Origin of the sequence: Tractidigestivibacter scatoligenes, from assembly GCF_001494635.1 — a bacterium.
GTDB classification, from domain to species: Bacteria; Actinomycetota; Coriobacteriia; order Coriobacteriales; family Atopobiaceae; genus Tractidigestivibacter; species Tractidigestivibacter scatoligenes.
The window spans coordinates 340157-355855 of record NZ_LOJF01000009.1; the positions used below are offsets into that span (position 1 = coordinate 340157).

At 63.0% G+C, this 15699-nt stretch carries 14 protein-coding genes and 1 tRNA gene; 4 read left to right on the forward strand and 11 right to left on the reverse strand.

The features are described 5' to 3' along the window. Positions 1 to 94 precede the first annotated feature (94 nt). The 3 genes from AUL39_RS06040 to AUL39_RS06050 form a co-directional block, all read right to left on the reverse strand. Entirely contained in the window at positions 95 to 937 is an 843-nt protein-coding gene (locus AUL39_RS06040; RefSeq protein ID WP_082667274.1) for an amino acid ABC transporter ATP-binding protein, read from the reverse strand. Further along, entirely contained in the window at positions 930 to 1583 is a 654-nt protein-coding gene (locus tag AUL39_RS06045) for an amino acid ABC transporter permease (RefSeq protein WP_059054686.1), read from the reverse strand. The genes AUL39_RS06040 and AUL39_RS06045 overlap by 8 nt, the downstream gene beginning before the upstream one ends. Positions 1584 to 1645: 62 nt before the next feature. Then, positions 1646 to 2530: a transporter substrate-binding domain-containing protein gene (locus tag AUL39_RS06050; RefSeq protein ID WP_082667275.1), complete on the reverse strand. Its 885-nt coding sequence runs from the start codon at positions 2528 to 2530 to the stop codon at positions 1646 to 1648. A gap of 790 nt (positions 2531 to 3320) precedes the next feature. On the opposite strand from AUL39_RS06050, the gene AUL39_RS06055 reads away from it, so the two are divergent. Beyond that, the gene (locus tag AUL39_RS06055) at positions 3321 to 3950 is read left to right on the forward strand and encodes an NUDIX hydrolase (RefSeq protein ID WP_059054687.1); all 630 of its coding nucleotides are present in this window, start codon (positions 3321 to 3323) and stop codon (positions 3948 to 3950) included. A 23-nt stretch (positions 3951 to 3973) separates the two neighbouring features. Continuing rightward, a tRNA-Arg gene (locus AUL39_RS06060) sits at positions 3974 to 4050 on the forward strand. A 93-nt stretch (positions 4051 to 4143) separates the two neighbouring features. On the opposite strand, the gene AUL39_RS06065 is transcribed toward AUL39_RS06060, so the two are convergent. Genes AUL39_RS06065 through AUL39_RS06080 form a run of 4 tightly spaced genes read right to left on the reverse strand, consistent with a single transcriptional unit; the run spans position 4144 to position 9171 of the window. Then, complete coding sequence (locus AUL39_RS06065) at positions 4144 to 5616, reverse strand: alpha/beta fold hydrolase (RefSeq protein WP_059054688.1); 1473 nt, start codon at positions 5614 to 5616, stop codon at positions 4144 to 4146. 14 nt (positions 5617 to 5630) lie between these two features. Continuing rightward, positions 5631 to 6644 (reverse strand): aspartate-semialdehyde dehydrogenase, encoded by a 1014-nt coding sequence (locus AUL39_RS06070; protein ID WP_059054689.1) that lies wholly within the window; start codon positions 6642 to 6644, stop codon positions 5631 to 5633. Positions 6645 to 6691: 47 nt separating this feature from the next. Continuing rightward, positions 6692 to 8029, reverse strand: coding sequence for an aspartate kinase (locus tag AUL39_RS06075; protein ID WP_059054690.1), 1338 nt, complete (start codon positions 8027 to 8029; stop codon positions 6692 to 6694). Positions 8030 to 8040: 11 nt separating this feature from the next. Continuing rightward, the gene (locus AUL39_RS06080; RefSeq protein WP_059054691.1) at positions 8041 to 9171 is read right to left on the reverse strand and encodes a homoserine dehydrogenase; all 1131 of its coding nucleotides are present in this window, start codon (positions 9169 to 9171) and stop codon (positions 8041 to 8043) included. Positions 9172 to 9291: 120 nt separating this feature from the next. Here AUL39_RS06080 and thrC point away from each other — a divergent pair, with 120 nt between their 5' ends. Continuing rightward, a complete protein-coding gene (gene thrC / locus AUL39_RS06085) occupies positions 9292 to 10776 on the forward strand; it encodes a threonine synthase (RefSeq protein WP_059054692.1) in 1485 nt (494 codons plus the stop codon). Continuing rightward, on the forward strand, positions 10755 to 11687 hold the full coding sequence (gene thrB, locus AUL39_RS06090; protein ID WP_235810779.1) for a homoserine kinase: 933 nt from the start codon (positions 10755 to 10757) through the stop codon (positions 11685 to 11687). The genes thrC and thrB overlap by 22 nt, the downstream gene beginning before the upstream one ends. 347 nt (positions 11688 to 12034) lie before the next feature. Here thrB and AUL39_RS06095 read toward each other — a convergent pair whose 3' ends face one another. The 4 genes from AUL39_RS06095 to pstB are packed head-to-tail and all read right to left on the reverse strand — an operon-like array spanning position 12035 to position 15693. After that, complete coding sequence (locus tag AUL39_RS06095) at positions 12035 to 13420, reverse strand: sensor histidine kinase (protein ID WP_070807564.1); 1386 nt, start codon at positions 13418 to 13420, stop codon at positions 12035 to 12037. Positions 13421 to 13453: 33 nt separating this feature from the next. Then, the gene (locus AUL39_RS06100; RefSeq protein WP_201783924.1) at positions 13454 to 14164 is read right to left on the reverse strand and encodes a response regulator transcription factor; all 711 of its coding nucleotides are present in this window, start codon (positions 14162 to 14164) and stop codon (positions 13454 to 13456) included. Positions 14165 to 14206: 42 nt separating this feature from the next. Beyond that, entirely contained in the window at positions 14207 to 14896 is a 690-nt protein-coding gene (locus AUL39_RS06105) for a phosphate signaling complex PhoU family protein (RefSeq protein ID WP_059054694.1), read from the reverse strand. Continuing rightward, positions 14896 to 15693 (reverse strand): phosphate ABC transporter ATP-binding protein PstB, encoded by a 798-nt coding sequence (pstB, locus tag AUL39_RS06110; RefSeq protein ID WP_268873226.1) that lies wholly within the window; start codon positions 15691 to 15693, stop codon positions 14896 to 14898. The genes AUL39_RS06105 and pstB overlap by 1 nt, the downstream gene beginning before the upstream one ends. Positions 15694 to 15699 lie beyond the last annotated feature (6 nt).

Below are 15699 nucleotides of genomic sequence, written 5' to 3' on the forward strand. Positions count from 1 at the left end.
GCTCGTTTATTATGACAAAGAATCAGACGGATGCAAGCACTTTCTTGAAAAACTTTCGGAATAAATCTGAGCGGCGTCGAACGCGACGTAGAACCTAGTCCTCCGCAGTGGCAAGGAACTCCCGAACGCGAGCGTCCGTGGGGTGGTCCATGACCTCCTCGGCAGGCCCCTCCTCCACGATACGCCCGTCGAGAAGGAATGCCACGCGGTCAGACACGTCGCGCGCAAAGCCCATCTCGTGGGTCACGATGCCAATTGCCATGCCATCAGCGGCAAGCTCGCGGATGATGCGTCTCATGTCCGCCGTGAGCCTGGGATCAAGCGCCGAGGTAGCCTCGTCGAAATAGAGCACCTTGGGGTGCATGGCAAGCGCACGCGCGATGGCCACACGCTGCTGCTGGCCTCCTGAGAGCTGGTTGGGTACCTTCTCGGCATGCTCGGCAAGGCCCAAGCGCTCAAGGATCTGCTTGGCCTCTGCCTTGACCTTGTCGGGGTCTCTCCCCTGCACCGCTATGGGGGCGTCGCAGACGTTGCGCATAACGGTGAAGTGTGGGAAGAGGTTGTAGTTCTGGAACACGATGCCAAACTGCATGCGGGCTTTGGCGCTTGCCTCCTTGGAGTAGCTGGCCCTGCCGTTCTCGTCCTGCTCGGTCACGCGGAGGCTGCCGTAGTAGAGCTCGCCCGCGTCAAAGGTGTCGAGCAGCGTGAGGCACCGCAGCAGGGTCGACTTGCCGGCGCCCGAGGGGCCAATGACCGAGACGACCTCACCGCGCGCGATGGAGAGCGACACGTCGTGGAGCACCTCTCGGCCCGAGAAGGACTTGCGTGCGCCCTTCACGTAGACGGCGGGCAGGCCCAGAATCTGCGAGACAGAGGCGTCGGGCACGGGAATCTGGTGACGAGACGCGCGGGCGTCGTGCTTCTCGGCGTTAGTCATGGTAGTAGTCCAGCTTCTTTTCGATGCGCCTCATGATGTACTCGATGATGAGGCAGGTAACCCAGTAGATAAGCGCGGCCACGGCGAAGGCAGCCATGGTGCGCTGGCTCGTGACGATGGCGCGCGCCTGCGTGAACATCTCGAGAACGCCCAGCGAGAAGGCCAGCGAGGTGTCCTTGACGAGCGTGACCACCTCGTTGCCCATGGCGGGGAGCACGCGCTTGACCACCTGCGGCAGCACGATGCGCTGGAAGGTCTGGCGGCTGGAGTAGCCAAGGACCTCGGCGGCCTCGTACTGGCCACGCGGGATGGACTGGATGCCCGAGCGGTAGATCTCGGCGAAGTATGCCGCGTAGTTGATCACAAACGAGATGAGCACCGCAATCATGGGGAAGTCCGCCCCGGTCTTGAGGCCAAACACGTAGTACGGCATGAAGGAGACGGCAAACATCTGAAGCATCAGGGGCGTGCCGCGCAGCACCGAAATGAAGAGCTGCATGAGCAGTGAGAGCGGCTTGAACTTGGAGAGCCGTCCCAGCGCCACCAGCATGCCCAGGGGGATAGACCCCACGAGCGTCACCGCAAAAATGATCATCGATATGCGATACCCCGAGAGGAGCATCCCCACCATCGTTCCAAAGTCCACCTTACCAGCTCCCTTGTCGCACCGTTGCGTGCGCTGTTGTTGTCGTGATTGCGCAGTTGCGCCTACGCCTTGGGCAGGCACCAGAGGTCGTAGGAGACGCCCTGGTCAGCGTACTTCTCGCAGAGCTCCTTGACAGTGCCCTCGGAGTCGAGCACCTGGAGGTCCGCCTCGACGGTCTTGGCGAGCTGGGCGCCGTCGTCCGTATTCGCGAAGCCAACGCCAAAGTGCTCGGAGTTGAGGTTCTCGTCGAGGATGCGGAACTCGGAGGTCTTGTCACCAATGTTGAAGACGGCCACGGGATAGTCGATGGCGATGGCATCCACCTGGCCGCTCTCGAGCATCATGAAGGCCGTGTTGTAGTTGTCGATGGTTTGGAGGTTGCCAAAGCTCTTGCCAAGCTCCTCCTGCGAGCCACCCTCCGAGAGTACGTCGAGCGCCGCGGAGTCCGCCTGGGTAATGACGTTCTTACCAGCAAGGTCCGAGAGCTGCTGCACGTCGGAGGAAGCGGGCACAACAACAACCTGACGGTTCTCCATGTAGGGGTCGGTGAAGGCGTAGCCGTCTTCGCGGCCCTCAATGGTGAAGCCGTTCCAGATGCAGGTGATCTGGCCAGAGTTGAGCAGCGTGTCCTTGGCGTCCCACGAGATGGGCGTGGGCACGAGCGTCCAACCCTCGCGGTCGCAGACAGCTTGGGCAAGGTCGATGTCAAAGCCGGTGTAGGAACCGTCGTTGCCCACATAGCCGTAGGGCGGGAAGTCCTGGTCGAAGCCCAAGACAAAGTTGCCGTCGAAGGAGGTGGTGGAGGCCGAGGACGCATCGGCCGAGCTGGAAGTTGTGCTGGAACTGCTGGCGGTTGTGGAGGAACCGCAAGCGGCGAGGCCAAGAGCACCCGTGATTCCCAGGGCGGCGGTGATGAACTGGCGGCGGTTGAGCGTGGCGTTGAACATGGTTGCTCCCATCTGCGGTGAATGACGTGCAAAATAACGTGCGGCACTTTAGTACGATGGAGTACAGGTGTACAGAATAGCCGCGACTTGCCCCACGTTCAACACTTTCAGCTGCCATGCATCCTTCGCTTAACAATCGGGGCATGGCGTTGCCGGCGCTGTCACCGACGCAGTTGCTGTTGAGAAGATTTCGGACGAAATCTGCGGCGAGCGGGCCCCAAAGTGTCGAAATAATTCTCAACAGCGCATGAAGAGGTGGCCACGCGCCGGACGAGGCGGGCAGACTTCCGGTTGGCAGCAGTTTTGATAAGACTCTTTATGTGCCTGCAGCGCGGTGGCAATTCTCTGACCTGCGATTTATCAGACTTCAAATCTGTTTGTACTTGGGGTACCCCAGAAAAACAGTTGCCCAACCGTCGATTCCTGCCAAGGCTGATCTGGCGAGCATCCAGCCGGCGCCAAATATGATCTGTCCGAATCGCGTGCTGGCGCTGTCGGGCAGTTTCCGAACGGAGTTTCCCTTCAGCAAGACACGGAACATCCTATTTCTGCCCGACAGCGACGGAGAGCAGAGAATGCCGCCGCGTACGGCAGGCACAGCGGTCCGACAGTTGTCCAAACTACGCACGGTGAGAGCCGGGCCGCGCAAAAGCCCAGCAATCCACAAACTTGAAACGCGACCGTGCGTAGTTCTGTAGTCGCAAATGGGTAGCAAGGCGCTGCTGCTGAACCTGAAGAAAAAACCAGCTATGGTAGGGAGCAGAGGAGACAGTCGGACCAGGAGGAACGCATGAATAGCACGGCCCAGGGACTAGGCGAGAATGACGCAGGCCTTGACGAGGTTCGCAGGGCGCTCGAACCAGAGTCCTCGCTTCTTGAGCGTGTGACCGGGGACGAGCACGTCTGGCAAGGCAAGATCTTCTCCGTGGACCACCTCGAGGTAGAACTCGCGGACGGCTCACATGCGTGGCGCGAGGTCGTGCACCACCACGGCGGCGCGGGAGTCGTTGCCATACAAAGCGGCAAGGTGTGCCTGGTGCGTCAGTACCGGGTGGTCCTCGGTCGCGTGACGCTCGAGATTCCTGCTGGAAAGCTCGAGGCAGGCGAGCAGGGCGAGAGCTGCGCCGCACGCGAGCTTGCCGAGGAGACTGGCCTTCGTGCCGAGAAGCTCGTGCACCTGGCAACCGTGCTGGGGTCTCCCGGCTTCACGAACGAGCACACCGAGGTGTTTCTCGCCCAGGGACTCTCGCAGGGTACTGCCCGTCCCGACGAGGGCGAAGTCGTCCGCGTGGTTTGGATTCCGCTTGACGAGGTCCTGCGCGCAATCTCTGCAGGACTCATCCAAGACGGGAAGACCGTCGCGGGGGTTCTTGCTGCGCGAGCGCTTCTCAGCGATGAGCCAATGGGCGACTTGCGCTAGAATGACAGGGTCGCACAGGCGATGCTCCCTTAACTCAGCTGGATAGAGTAGCGGACTTCTAATCCGAATGTCGAGGGTTCGAATCCCCCAGGGAGCACCAGAAAAGACAAGCCCAGAGCACGAAAAGTGCCCTGGGCTTTTTTCTTTGAAGCGCCGTGACGGCCCCACCGCAGGAGTGCCGAGAAGCTCTCCCCTACTTCACGCCAGCCAAGTCGCCGCGGTTGAGTGCCTCCTCGTAGAGGTGCTTAAAGACCACGCTGCCATGCAGGCCGTCGTGCTCGAACTCGTTGGTGACCCAGGCGTGGCTTGCACCCACCCGCGAGAGCGTGTCCAGCTGAAGGCCAGAGTCCACATACGTGTCGTCGAAGTAGACAGCCGCCTGGAGCGGGACCTCGTTTCTCGCAAGCTGCTCTTGGTCGTAGAGATGGCCAAACTCGGTGTCGGCCATGAGAATGTCCATCGCGGGGGCAAACGGCGTGAGCGAAGGATCGTCCTTGAACATCCAGGGGAACATCGCCTCGGCAAAGAGCATGAGGGGACGCGCGTCCTCGGAGAACTCCGGCCTGCTCGCCGCCTCGTGTGCCGCGGCCCAGTCTATGGGCGCGTTCAGCGTGCCGTCCGCATAGATGAACTCCTGGAGCGTCCAGTAGAGCGGGCTTGTATACGAGGAGGTCATCGACTGGACCTGATCGAGGAAGCCACCAAAGAGACGCACGTGGGAGGCGTCTCCACCGGCCGCGGCAAGAGCATCGTCGCAGGAACCGTCGCCATCGGCAAAGGCAACGTCGAAGAGGGCGTGCAGGCGCTCGGGCGCAGGCTTCATACCAAGGCCACCCCCCACGAGCTGAAGTCGCCTCACCGAGAAGGGAGAGCCATCGGGCAGGTTCACGTCACCGGTGGCAAGGCGGTCTGCCACGAGAGAAACGCGCTTCTCGTCCTCGGGATAGCGCTCGTAGTAGGCGCGGGTCTTGGCCACCATGCGCGGGAAGGTGTGCGCATAGACCTCCGCCGCACTTGCTGGCACGTGGGGAATGCCGCCGCAGGTAAAGCTTGCCGCAACACCAGACGGGAAGGCAGAGAGGTTTGCCAAGGTGAGAAACCCGCCATAGCTTTGCCCCAAGGTAACCCACTTGCGACCGCCAAACTCGGTGAGGCGCAGGTACTCGAAGTCGCGGATGATCGAGTCTGCCAGGAAGCGCTTGAGGTAGTTGGCCTGGCGCCGCGCCGGATCCGCACCATGAGCGGCAGCCTCGGCACCCACGGCAGCGATGCGCGCGCCGTCCACGCGCGAGGAACGTCCGCAGCCACGCTGGTCCGGAAGAATCACGCGAAAGTGGCGGAGCGCCTCCTCGATCCATCCGTCACTCTGGGGCGAGAGCGGTCGAGGGCACGCACCTCCGGGCCCGCCCTGGAGAAACGCAATGAGCGGCAGGTCGCGGCCAACGTTCTCGGGCGAGCAGAGCACACGGTAGAAGAGCTTGATGCTCTTGCCCACAAACGCAGGGTCGGGTTTCTCGGCAGCACCCTCCATGGCAAGCGCAGAGGGGTCATCCTGGTCCACGCCGGCAAGGGCAGCCGGGCTGGTGCCGCGCCAGTCTAGCGGCACGTCGATGGAGTGGTCCTCGGCGTAGATACCGGGAAGGTAGCAGCTGGAAAGCAGTGGCATGGCACTCCCCCGCCCTAGAGCAGGTACTCTGCGATCTGGACGGCGTTGGTGGCGGCACCCTTGCGGATCTGGTCGCCGCAGCACCAGAACGTGAGCGAGTTGACATCATCCGGGGCCGAGAGGTCGCGGCGAATGCGGCCCACGTATACGAGATCCTGGTCAGAGGTGTCAAGCGGCATTGGGTAGCGCAGGTTGGCCGGGTCGTCCACAACCCTGACGCCGGGCGCAGCGGCAAGCGCCTCGCGCGCCTCGTCGGGCGAGATGGGACGGTCGAACTCTGCCGTGATGGACTCGGAGTGCGAGCGCATGACGGGGACGCGTACGCAGGTGCAGTTCACGCGGACCTCGGGAAGGTGCATGATCTTGCGACCCTCGTTCTGCATCTTCCACTCCTCCGAGGTGTAGCCCTCGTCCTTGAAGGAGCCAATCTGCGGGATGAGGTTGGCGGCCAGCTGGTAGGCAAACGGACTGGTGTCGCCCATCTCGCCGCCGTTGGCAACGACCTTCATCTCTCGCTGCAGCTCGGTGAGTCCGGGCATGCCGGCACCAGAGGCAGCCTGGTAGGTGGAGACGATCAGGCGGCGCAGGCCGGCGAGCTTGTGGAGCGGCCAGGTGGGCACGAGTCCGATGATCGTGGCGCAGTTGGGGTTCGCGATGATGTTGCGCGGGTGGTTGGCGATGTCTGCCGCGTTAATCTCGGGGATGACCAGCGGCACGTCGGGCTCCAGGCGGAAGGCGTGAGAGTTGTCCACGCACACGGCGCCGCGCTTTGCCGCCTCGGGGAGCAGCGCCTTTGCGGTTGCGTCCCCAGCAGCGCCCAAGACGATGTCTGCGCCCTCGAACGCCTCGGGCGTGGCCTCGACCACGGGCACGGCCTCACCGTTAAAGGAGACGGTCTTGCCAACAGAGCGGGCGCTCGCCAGTGGCACGAGCTTGCCCACGGGGAAGTTCCTCTCCTCGAGGCACTGGATCATCTGCGTGCCAACGACGCCCGTGGCGCCGAGAATGGCGACAGTCTTGTCTGCCATGGTTTGGTTTCCTCTCTCTATGCCCGTGCGGGCGGGTGTTAGGGAAGCTAGGCCTTCTCGGCCGTGACCATCTCGTTGCGAACAAAGCGCTCGTAGATGACCTTGATTGCGCGCTCGAAGTCGGTGTTGTCAACGCCCACGATGATGGAGATCTCCTCCGAACTCTGGGTGATCATGCGGATATTAATGCCAGCGTCACCAAGCGCGCCAAAGATCTTGCCCGAGGTGCCGGAGCGCCTGGACATGTTGCGGCCAACAACGGAGATGAGGGCCAGCTTGTCCACCATCACGATGTCGTCGGGCTTGATCTCGCGACGGATGTCGTTGACGATCGAGTAGATCTTGTCCTTTACGTCGGCCGCGGCCACCACGACGCCAAATGAGTCGACGCCCGTGGGGATGTGCTCGATGGAGACGCCATAGCGCTCGAAGATCGAGAGCGCACGAGAGATGACGCCAACCTCGTTGGACATGTGGGCCTTCTTGACGTGCACGGCCATGAAGTCCTTGCGGCCGGCAATGCCCGTGATCAGGTGCTCGTCGGCACCGGCCTCGGCGGTCTCGCGGATGGTTGTGCCCGCGTCCTGGGGACGGTTGGTGTTCATGATCTTGATGGGAATGTTGACCTCGCGCACCGGGAAGATGGCCTCCTCCTGGAGCACCGAGGCGCCCATGTAGGAGAGCTCGCGCATCTCATCAAAGGTAATGCGGCGGATGGAGCGAGGGTTCTCGACGATCCTGGGGTCTGCGGAGAGGAAGCCCGAGACGTCCGTCCAGTTCTCGTAGACGTCGGCGTCAAGGCAGCGCGCCGCGATGGCGCCCGTGATGTCGCCGCCGCCGCGCTGGAAGAGCTTAATGGCGCCGTCGACGGTGGCTCCGTAGAAGCCGGGAAGCACAAAGGCGCCGTTCCTGTGCGCAAAGTCCTTGAGACGCACGGCGGTGCGCTCCATGTCCACGTTGCCGTCGTGGTGGAACACGATCACGTCAGCCGCATCCACAAAGGGAAGGCCCAGGTACTCGGCCATGATGTTGGCGGTGAACCACTCGCCGCGCGAGACCACGTACTCGGGCGAGTGCTTCTTGATGTTGGCGGCGAAGGTCTCGAACTTCTCGGCCACGGGCCACTTGACGCCCAGCTCATCCGCGATGTCGACAAAGCGCTGCTCGATGTCGGCGAGAAGCGAGGTGCAGTCCACGTGGTACTCGATGTGCGCGTTCACCAGAAGGAGGAGGTCCGTGATCTTATTGTCCCCCGAGAAGCGCTTGCCCACGGCAGAGACCACCACAAAGCGGCGGTCGGGGTCCGCCTCGACGATGGACTTGACCTTGCGGAACTGGTCAGCGGTAGCGACGCTGGAGCCCCCGAACTTGCAGATCTTGATCATGTGATCCTCTCCTAGCTGTTCGCGGACACGGCCGCCATAAACGTGGTTGGGTCAGACTTAAGGGCCTCGTCGAGAAGGGCGCGCGCCTGAGTTGCGGTGAGATCGTCCACGATGACGGCACCGGGCTCGTAGAACGTGGCGCCAGGGATGGTGGCCTCGGTGCGGAAGACGTAGGGCCCATGGAGCATGGCGGGGTCATACGTGAGGCCGCGCGAGAAGTCATAGGTAGGCCGCCTGCCCGACACGCAGTCGAGAATGTCCTGGACGATGGCATTGCCCGTGGGAAGGCTTCCCGCGCCCTGGCCGTAGAACTTGAGCTCGCCAATGGAGGGCGCGTCGAGCGTCACGAGGTTGAAGTTGGTGGGCACATTGGCCTCGAGCGTCGAGGTGCTCACGGCCACCGGCTCGACCGAGACGGCGTAGCGGCCGTCCGCCTGGACGCCGCGGCCGATGAGCTTGACCGTGAGGCCGCGGCTACCAAAGAGGCTGAGGTCGTACTTCGTGAGGTTCCTGATACCCGAGACGGGAAGATCCTGCGTGCAGGCGACGTCAAACGCCACGGAGGCCGAGATGATGGTCTTGTTGCGCACGTCAATGCCATCGATATCGGCGGTGGGGTCCCTCTCGGCAAAGCCCAGCTCCTGGGCCTTGCTCAGGACCTCGGCAAAGTCCGCGCCGTCCTTGAGCATGGAGTAGACAATGTAGTTGGTGGTCCCGTTCATGATGCCCGAGAAGGACTGGACGTCCTCGATGCGGCGCACCTTCTCAATGCTCGCGATCCAGGGGATGCCGCCGCCCACCGACGCCTCGATGAGAAGACTAACGCCTGCCTTTGAGGCGGCTTCAGCGAACTCGGCGAAGTGGGCCGCAACAACGGCCTTGTTCGACGTCACCACGTGCTTGCCGGCATTGAGTGCCTGCAAGATGAAGGTGTGGGCGGGCTCGATGCCACCCATGCACTCCACCACGAGCTCGATGGCAGGATCATCGACAATGTCCTGGTAGTTGGGGGTCATGCGCGGGTCGGTGAGACGGTCGGGCAGCTCGAGGATGCGGGCTACCTCGACCTCGGGCACGCGCTCCTCGATGATCTGCGCAACGCCACGGCCAACGGTGCCGTACCCCAGGATGGCTATCTTCATCGGCTTCCAATCTCTTTCAACTGTGTGTCGGCGCTTGCCGTGCGACGCACTGCCATGCGCGGTACCAGCTATCATACGTGCTGGACACGATACAAGGCCTAACGACGCAAGGAGCCGACCGTGGAAACGTTCTACCACAGCACCCGTTCGCGCGGGGAATTGGTAACAAGCAAGCAAGCAATTCTCGCCGGCCTAGCGCCTGACGGAGGCCTCTACGTCTCCGACGCGCTTGGTGCAGAGAAGCTCGACCTTGCCCAAGTGTGCGCCAGCAGCTTCACCCAGACTGCCGAGCGCGTGCTTGGAACGCTCCTGCATGACTACACGACCGAGGAGCTCGCCGGCTGCGTGAGCGCGGCCTACGGCGCCCAGTGGGACACCCCGGCCGTGTGTCCCGTCACGCCTTTGGGCACAAACTGGCTCCTCGAGCTCTTCCATGGCCCCACCTGCGCCTTCAAGGACGTTGCCCTGCAGATGCTGCCGCAGCTCATGGGCGTTGCGCGCGAGGGCGACGGCCATGACGTGATGATCGTGACGGCCACCTCGGGCGACACCGGAAAAGCGGCGCTCGATGGCTTCTCGGGCGTGCCCCACACGGGCGTCTGCGTCTTCTATCCCTGGGGCAAGGTCTCTGACATCCAGCGCCTCCAGATGGTCACGCAGATTGGTGGCAACGTTGCCGTATGCGCCATCCGCGGCAACTTCGACGACGCGCAGTCCGAGGTCAAGCGCATCTTCTCGGACCGCAGCCTCGCGGAGCGCCTCTCGGCGCGCAACGTGGTGCTCTCGAGCGCCAACTCCATCAACGTTGGCCGCCTTGCGCCGCAGGTGACGTACTACTTCGATTCGTACGCGCAGCTCGTCCGCACAGGCGCCATCGCGCAAGGCGACGAGGTCACCTATGTTGTCCCCACGGGCAACTTTGGCGACGTCTTGGCCGGCTACTACGCCAAGCGCATGGGGCTGCCCGTGCGCAGGCTAGTCGTGGCCTCAAACGCCAACGACGTCCTCACGGACTTCCTCACCACGGGCACGTACGACAAGCGCCGCCCGTTTGTGAAGACCATCTCGCCTTCCATGGACATTTTGGTCTCCTCCAACCTTGAGCGTCTGCTGTACTTCGCCTCAAACGGTGATGTCGAGCTTGTCTCGTCCCTCATGGCAGACCTTGCCGAGAAGGGCTCCTACACCGTGCCGCCCGCACTTCTCGCCAGCATCCAGGAGACCTTTGGCTGCGGGCGCGCGGACGACGAGATGGCGCGCGAGACCATCCGTGCAACGTGGGAGAATTGCCACAAGCTCATCGACCCGCACACAGCCGTGGCGAAGCACGTCATGGACGCGCTGCCGCAAGACGGCTCGGCGCGGGTGTGCCTCTCGACGGCAAGCCCCTACAAGTTCCCGGCAGACGTACTGGGGGCCCTGGGGCTGGACGCCTCGGGCATGAACGGCTTTGCAAGCATGGACTCGCTCGAGCACGTCACGGGCACAACGGCGCCCGTACAGCTCTCGAGCCTGCGCGACGCCGAGAGCCTTCACGACAACGTGTGCGATCGCGACAAGATGGGCGCCTTCGTTGAGTCCGCGTGCGCAAGGATCTTCCTGTGAGCGCGGCGGAGGGCGGACAGGCGGCCGTTGGCAGAACCGTGCGGGTAAGCGTGCCTGCGACCTCGGCAAACCTGGGCGTTGGCTTTGACGTCCTTGGCCTTGCGCTCGACCTTTCCGCCGAGTTTGCCTTCGAGCCGGCAGACACCCTGAAGATCGACGGGTGCGCGCCCGAGCTTGCGGGCGAGGACAACCTGGTGTGGACATCGTACCTCTGCGGCTGCAGGGAGTTTGGTCTTGAGGCCCAGCCGCTCCACATCACCGAGTCATGCACGATTCCAGCCTCCGGCGGTCTTGGGTCCAGCTCAACGTGCGTGGTGGCGGGCATTGCGGCGGCCCAGGCGCTAGCCGGGCTGCCTCTCGACCGAGAGCGCACGCTTTCTCTCGCCACCGCCATCGAGGGGCACCCCGACAACGTGGCCCCCGCCGTGATGGGTGGCCTCGTGAGCTCTTACGTCGAGGGGCCAACGACGGTTACCACGCGGTGGGTGGTTGCCGACAACCTGCGCTTTGTTTGCATGGCTCCCCCCTACCGCGTCCTCACCCGCGACGCACGGCGCGCGCTTCCTGCCATGGTCCCCACAAGCACCGTCTCCTGGCAGGTGGGGCGCTGCCTCGCTATGGTGAGCGCCATGGCCAAGGGTGATGCCGATGCCATTCGCGCATGCTGCCACGACCGCATTCACGAGCCGTACCGCGCGCCCCTCATCCCCGACTACCAAATGCTGCATGACGTTGCCCACGAGAACGGCGCCTGCACGTTCCTCATCTCGGGCTCGGGTGCCACGATGATGGCGATTGCCGACGGCGATGAGCGCGCGGCAAGCGTTGCCCGCGCCGTGAGCGAGGCCATGCCCACGCTCTGGGTGCGCACGCTGCGCGCGAGCGAACACGGCACAACAGTCCGCCAATGAGACAAAGGGACAGTCCCTTTGTCTCATTTTTCTTAGTCTCGCTTCTGGAAGTCGCCGGAAGGCTGCTTTTGGCGCAGATTGCAACAATACGGCCCCTCCGGCGACAAAACGGCACCGGAGGGGCATTCTCGTCACTCTGATTGGAGAAAATCGAGTCTCGGGCGAGGATTTGACGCCTTAGCAGCGACTTTGTATGTGATAGCTGCGGAAACGTGCCTTTGGACGGCAAAGTGGCGCCGGAGCGATGGTTATCGACAGGATTACGTACGAGACACGCTTTCCGGCGCCAAAATGACGCCGGAGCAGCAACCTTGTACGTGATGGATGCTGAAACGTGCCTCCGGGCGTTACTGCGCCGGGAACGTCACCGTGATCTGGGTGCCCTTGCCGAGCTCGCTCTTGAGGTCGATTGTCGCATCGTGGAAGGCCGCGGCGTGCTTCACGATTGCAAGCCCAAGGCCGGTGCCGCCCTTCTCGCGGCTACGTCCCTTGTCAACGCGATAGAAGCGCTCGAAGACCTTGGCTTGGTCCTCCTGCGGAATGCCGATGCCCGTGTCGCTCACGCGCACGCAGGGCTGGCCGTTCTGCGGCAACACCCACACAAAGACACTTCCGCTGCGACGGTTGTACCTGATGGCGTTGGAGACAAGGTTGCCAATCAGCTCGTCAAGCAGGCGTGGGTTGCCCTTAATGGTGGTGGACACGCCGTCAAGCTTGAGCTTTACGCCTGCGTCGCAAGCACGCTGCTCGTAGCGCTGGCAGACGTCCGAGGCAACCGAGAGCAGGTCAACGGGCTCGACGCTGCCAAAGAGCTGCCGATCCTGGGAGCGCTCCGTCTCATCCAACTTGGATAGCGTGAGAATGTCGCTTACCAAGGCCGAGAGACGCTGCGCGTCGTCGTAGATCCGGCTTGCAAAGTTGGGGATGTCCTCCGGGCGCACGATGCCATCGCGAATGAGCTCGGAGGCGCCGGAAATGGCAGCGATGGGCGTCTTGAGCTCGTGCGTGACGTTGGCGGTGAACTCGCGGCGCATGTCGTCGGCGCTCTGGACCTGGTCCATGCGCTCGACAAGGTCATGGTGCTGCTCGTTAAGGCGCGACACCATAGGCTCAAGCTCCACGTAGGGGGCCTGCGCGTTCTCTGCCTCGGGATCAATCTCAAGAATAGGCTGCACCAGCCGGTTGGCAATGATGCGCGAGACAAACCACGCGACCACAACCAGACATCCAACGACGATGAGCATGATGAACAGGTCCTGGCCAACTATGCGCCCGACGCTGCTGCGGTCCAGCCCCAGACGCACAACATCACCTGAGGGAAGGCGGCGCGCGTGATAGAGGCTCACGTAGCCCAGCGTGTCAGAGTCGCGGTCAGACTCCCCTTCGCCGCTCCGGAGCGCCTCGGCAATCTCCGGCCGGTCGGCGTGGTTCTCGAGCGCGGCGGCATCCACCTGGGAGTCATAGAGCACGGTGCCGTCGGGCGCCACCAGCGTCGCGCGCTCCTCGCCAAAGTCGATTGAGGAGAGAAGGGCAATCTCCTCCTTGGCGGTTCCCCCATCATCGATTGCCGTTGCAACGGTGTCGCACTCGCGCGCGAGCATCCCCTTGGCGTCGGCAAGGACGGACGACTGGTAAAACAGCGAGAGCGCAAGGAGCAACACGACCGCCACAACCGAACACGAGACGGCAAACGACACAAAGACGCTCCTGCGAAGCGAATGGATCCCGCTCACGACTCCATTGGTTCCATCTGACACCGGCCTCGCCTACCCGCGCATGCGGTAGCCAACGCCGCGTACGGTCTCGATGAGATCCGAGGAATCCCCGAGCTTGGCACGAATCTGCTGCACATGCACGTCGACGGTGCGGGAGCCGCCGTCAAAGTCCCAGCCCCACACGCGCTGGAGCAGGGTCTCGCGCGAGAAGACCACGCCGGGACTCCTCATGAGGAACTCGAGAAGATCGAACTCGCGCATTGTGAGCGACAGGGGCTCGCCGTCGATGGTCGCCTCGCGGCGGTCTGGCCAGAGCGTGAGGTTCTCGACAGAGAGCGCTTTGCGCTCTGGCATGCTGTCGGATGACCTGCCAGCGCGCCTGAGAAGGGCACGGGTACGGCTCACCAGCTCCATCATGCCAAAGGGCTTCGAGAGGTAGTCGTCGGCACCACCGTCGAGGGCACGCACCTTGTCGAGCTCGGAGTCCTTCGCCGTGAGCATCATCACTGGCACGCGCGTGATGCCCGGAGTGTGGCGAATGCGTGCCAGGATGTCCAGGCCGTCCGCGTCAGGAAGCATGATGTCGAGAAGAACGGCGTCGGGCCTCCTCTCGGCGCACAGGCGCCTAAACTCGGAATCGTCATCGCACCCAACCGCATCGAGCCCCGCCTGGCGCAGCGCGTAGACCGTGAGCTCGCGAATGTTCTTGTCGTCCTCGACGTAGTACACCACGCCCGAGACTGGTGCTGTCTTCTCTGGCATCGCCTAAACCCATCCCTTCTCTTGCGCTGTCAAACTAAGAGCCTAGTCGTCGGTCGGGATGGGATCGACGCCCTTCTCGGTCACATGCTCGCCAGTCACGCGGAAGATGGCCCAGGAGGCAATGCGCTTGGCAAGGTCACCAATACGCTCGAAGTACTTGGCCACCATAAGGACCTCGGGGAGGTAGCGGGCAGAGGACTTACCCTCGCGAATCTGCACCACGAGCTTGTCCGTCACGTCGCCATAGATGAGGTTAACGGCTGCGTCGTCCTGAATGACCTCCTGAGCCGCGGAAACGTCGGAGTTGCAGAAGGCGTCGATGGCCTTCTCGACCATCTTTGCCGTGGCATCGGCCATCTGGGTGAACTCGCTGGTGAACTTGGACGTAGCCTTCTCGGGAACCTCTGACACCAGGAAGCTGGCGTCGCGCGTCATACCATCGATGTGCGAGAGGTCCGAGACAATCCTGAAGGAGCCGGTGACAAAGCGCATGTCATCGCCGATGAGCGGCTGCTGGAGGAGCAGCACGTCGAGGCAGGAGGACTCGATCGAGGAGCGCAGACGGTCCTCTGCCTTGCGCCCTCGGGCCAAGCCCTCCTGGGCACCCTTGTCGCCGGTGGTGGCGAGGCCGGTGGCGCGGATGTCGGCCGCGCACTTGTCCTTGAAGCGAACGAGCAGGTCCTCGATGTCCTTCAGCTGAGCGGTGAGCTTGGTGCGGGTCTGGATGGTCATTAGCTGAACCTCCCTGAGAGGTATTCTTGCGTACGGGTCTCGCGCGGGTTGGAGAAGAGCTCTGCCGTAGGGGCCTCCTCGATGAGCTGGCCCAGGTAGAAGAAGGCGGTCTTGTCCGCCACGCGCGTCGCCTGCTGCATATTATGCGTCACGACAACCACGGTGTGGTCACGGGAGAGCTCCACCATGAGCTCCTCCACCATCGAAGTTGAGATGGGGTCGAGGGCGCTTGTGGGCTCGTCCATGAGCAGGACGTCCGGGCTCGTTGCCAGGGCGCGCGCGATGCACAGGCGCTGCTGCTGGCCGCCCGAGAGGCCAAGGCCGCTCTGATTGAGCTTGTCCTTGACCTCGTCCCAGAGCGCCGCCCTGGTGAGGCAGCGCTCCACGATCTGGTCACCCTCGTCGCGGGAGAGGCGCTTCATACGCGCCGGACCGTAAAGGATGTTCTCGCGAATGCTCATGGGGAACGGGTTGGGGTGCTGGAACACCATGCCAACGTGCACACGAAGGGCGTTGGCGTCGGTCTTGAAGATGTCCTGGCCCTTGAACTCCACAACCCCCTCGGCGCGCACGCCCTCGACAAAGTCGCACATGCGGTTGAAGGTGCGCAGAAGGGTCGACTTGCCACAGCCCGAGGGGCCAATGAAGGCCGTGGCACGGTGCTCGGGGATGTCCAGCGAGATGTCCTTGAGCGCCTGGAAGTCCGTGTACCAGAGGTTGAAGTGCTTCACGGAGATGACGGGGGACACGTCCGCCACGCTCCTGTGCTGCGTTTGCGTGAACTCTTTCTCCATCATCAGCTC

Excerpts from the sequence above, each read along its gene's own strand:
- AUL39_RS06105 (WP_059054694.1), bottom strand. The coding sequence starts at position 14,896 with ATGACCATCCAGACCCGCACCAAGCTCACCGCTCAGCTGAAGGACATC.
- AUL39_RS06055 (WP_059054687.1), top strand. The coding sequence starts at position 3,321 with ATGAATAGCACGGCCCAGGGACTAGGCGAGAATGACGCAGGCCTTGAC.
- AUL39_RS06080 (WP_059054691.1), bottom strand. The coding sequence starts at position 9,171 with ATGAAGATAGCCATCCTGGGGTACGGCACCGTTGGCCGTGGCGTTGCG.
- AUL39_RS06040 (WP_082667274.1), bottom strand. The coding sequence starts at position 937 with ATGACTAACGCCGAGAAGCACGACGCCCGCGCGTCTCGTCACCAGATT.
- AUL39_RS06070 (WP_059054689.1), bottom strand. The coding sequence starts at position 6,644 with ATGGCAGACAAGACTGTCGCCATTCTCGGCGCCACGGGCGTCGTTGGC.
- AUL39_RS06075 (WP_059054690.1), bottom strand. The coding sequence starts at position 8,029 with ATGATCAAGATCTGCAAGTTCGGGGGCTCCAGCGTCGCTACCGCTGAC.
- AUL39_RS06065 (WP_059054688.1), bottom strand. The coding sequence starts at position 5,616 with ATGCCACTGCTTTCCAGCTGCTACCTTCCCGGTATCTACGCCGAGGAC.
- pstB (WP_268873226.1), bottom strand. The coding sequence starts at position 15,693 with ATGATGGAGAAAGAGTTCACGCAAACGCAGCACAGGAGCGTGGCGGAC.
- AUL39_RS06100 (WP_201783924.1), bottom strand. The coding sequence starts at position 14,164 with ATGCCAGAGAAGACAGCACCAGTCTCGGGCGTGGTGTACTACGTCGAG.
- AUL39_RS06050 (WP_082667275.1), bottom strand. The coding sequence starts at position 2,530 with ATGTTCAACGCCACGCTCAACCGCCGCCAGTTCATCACCGCCGCCCTG.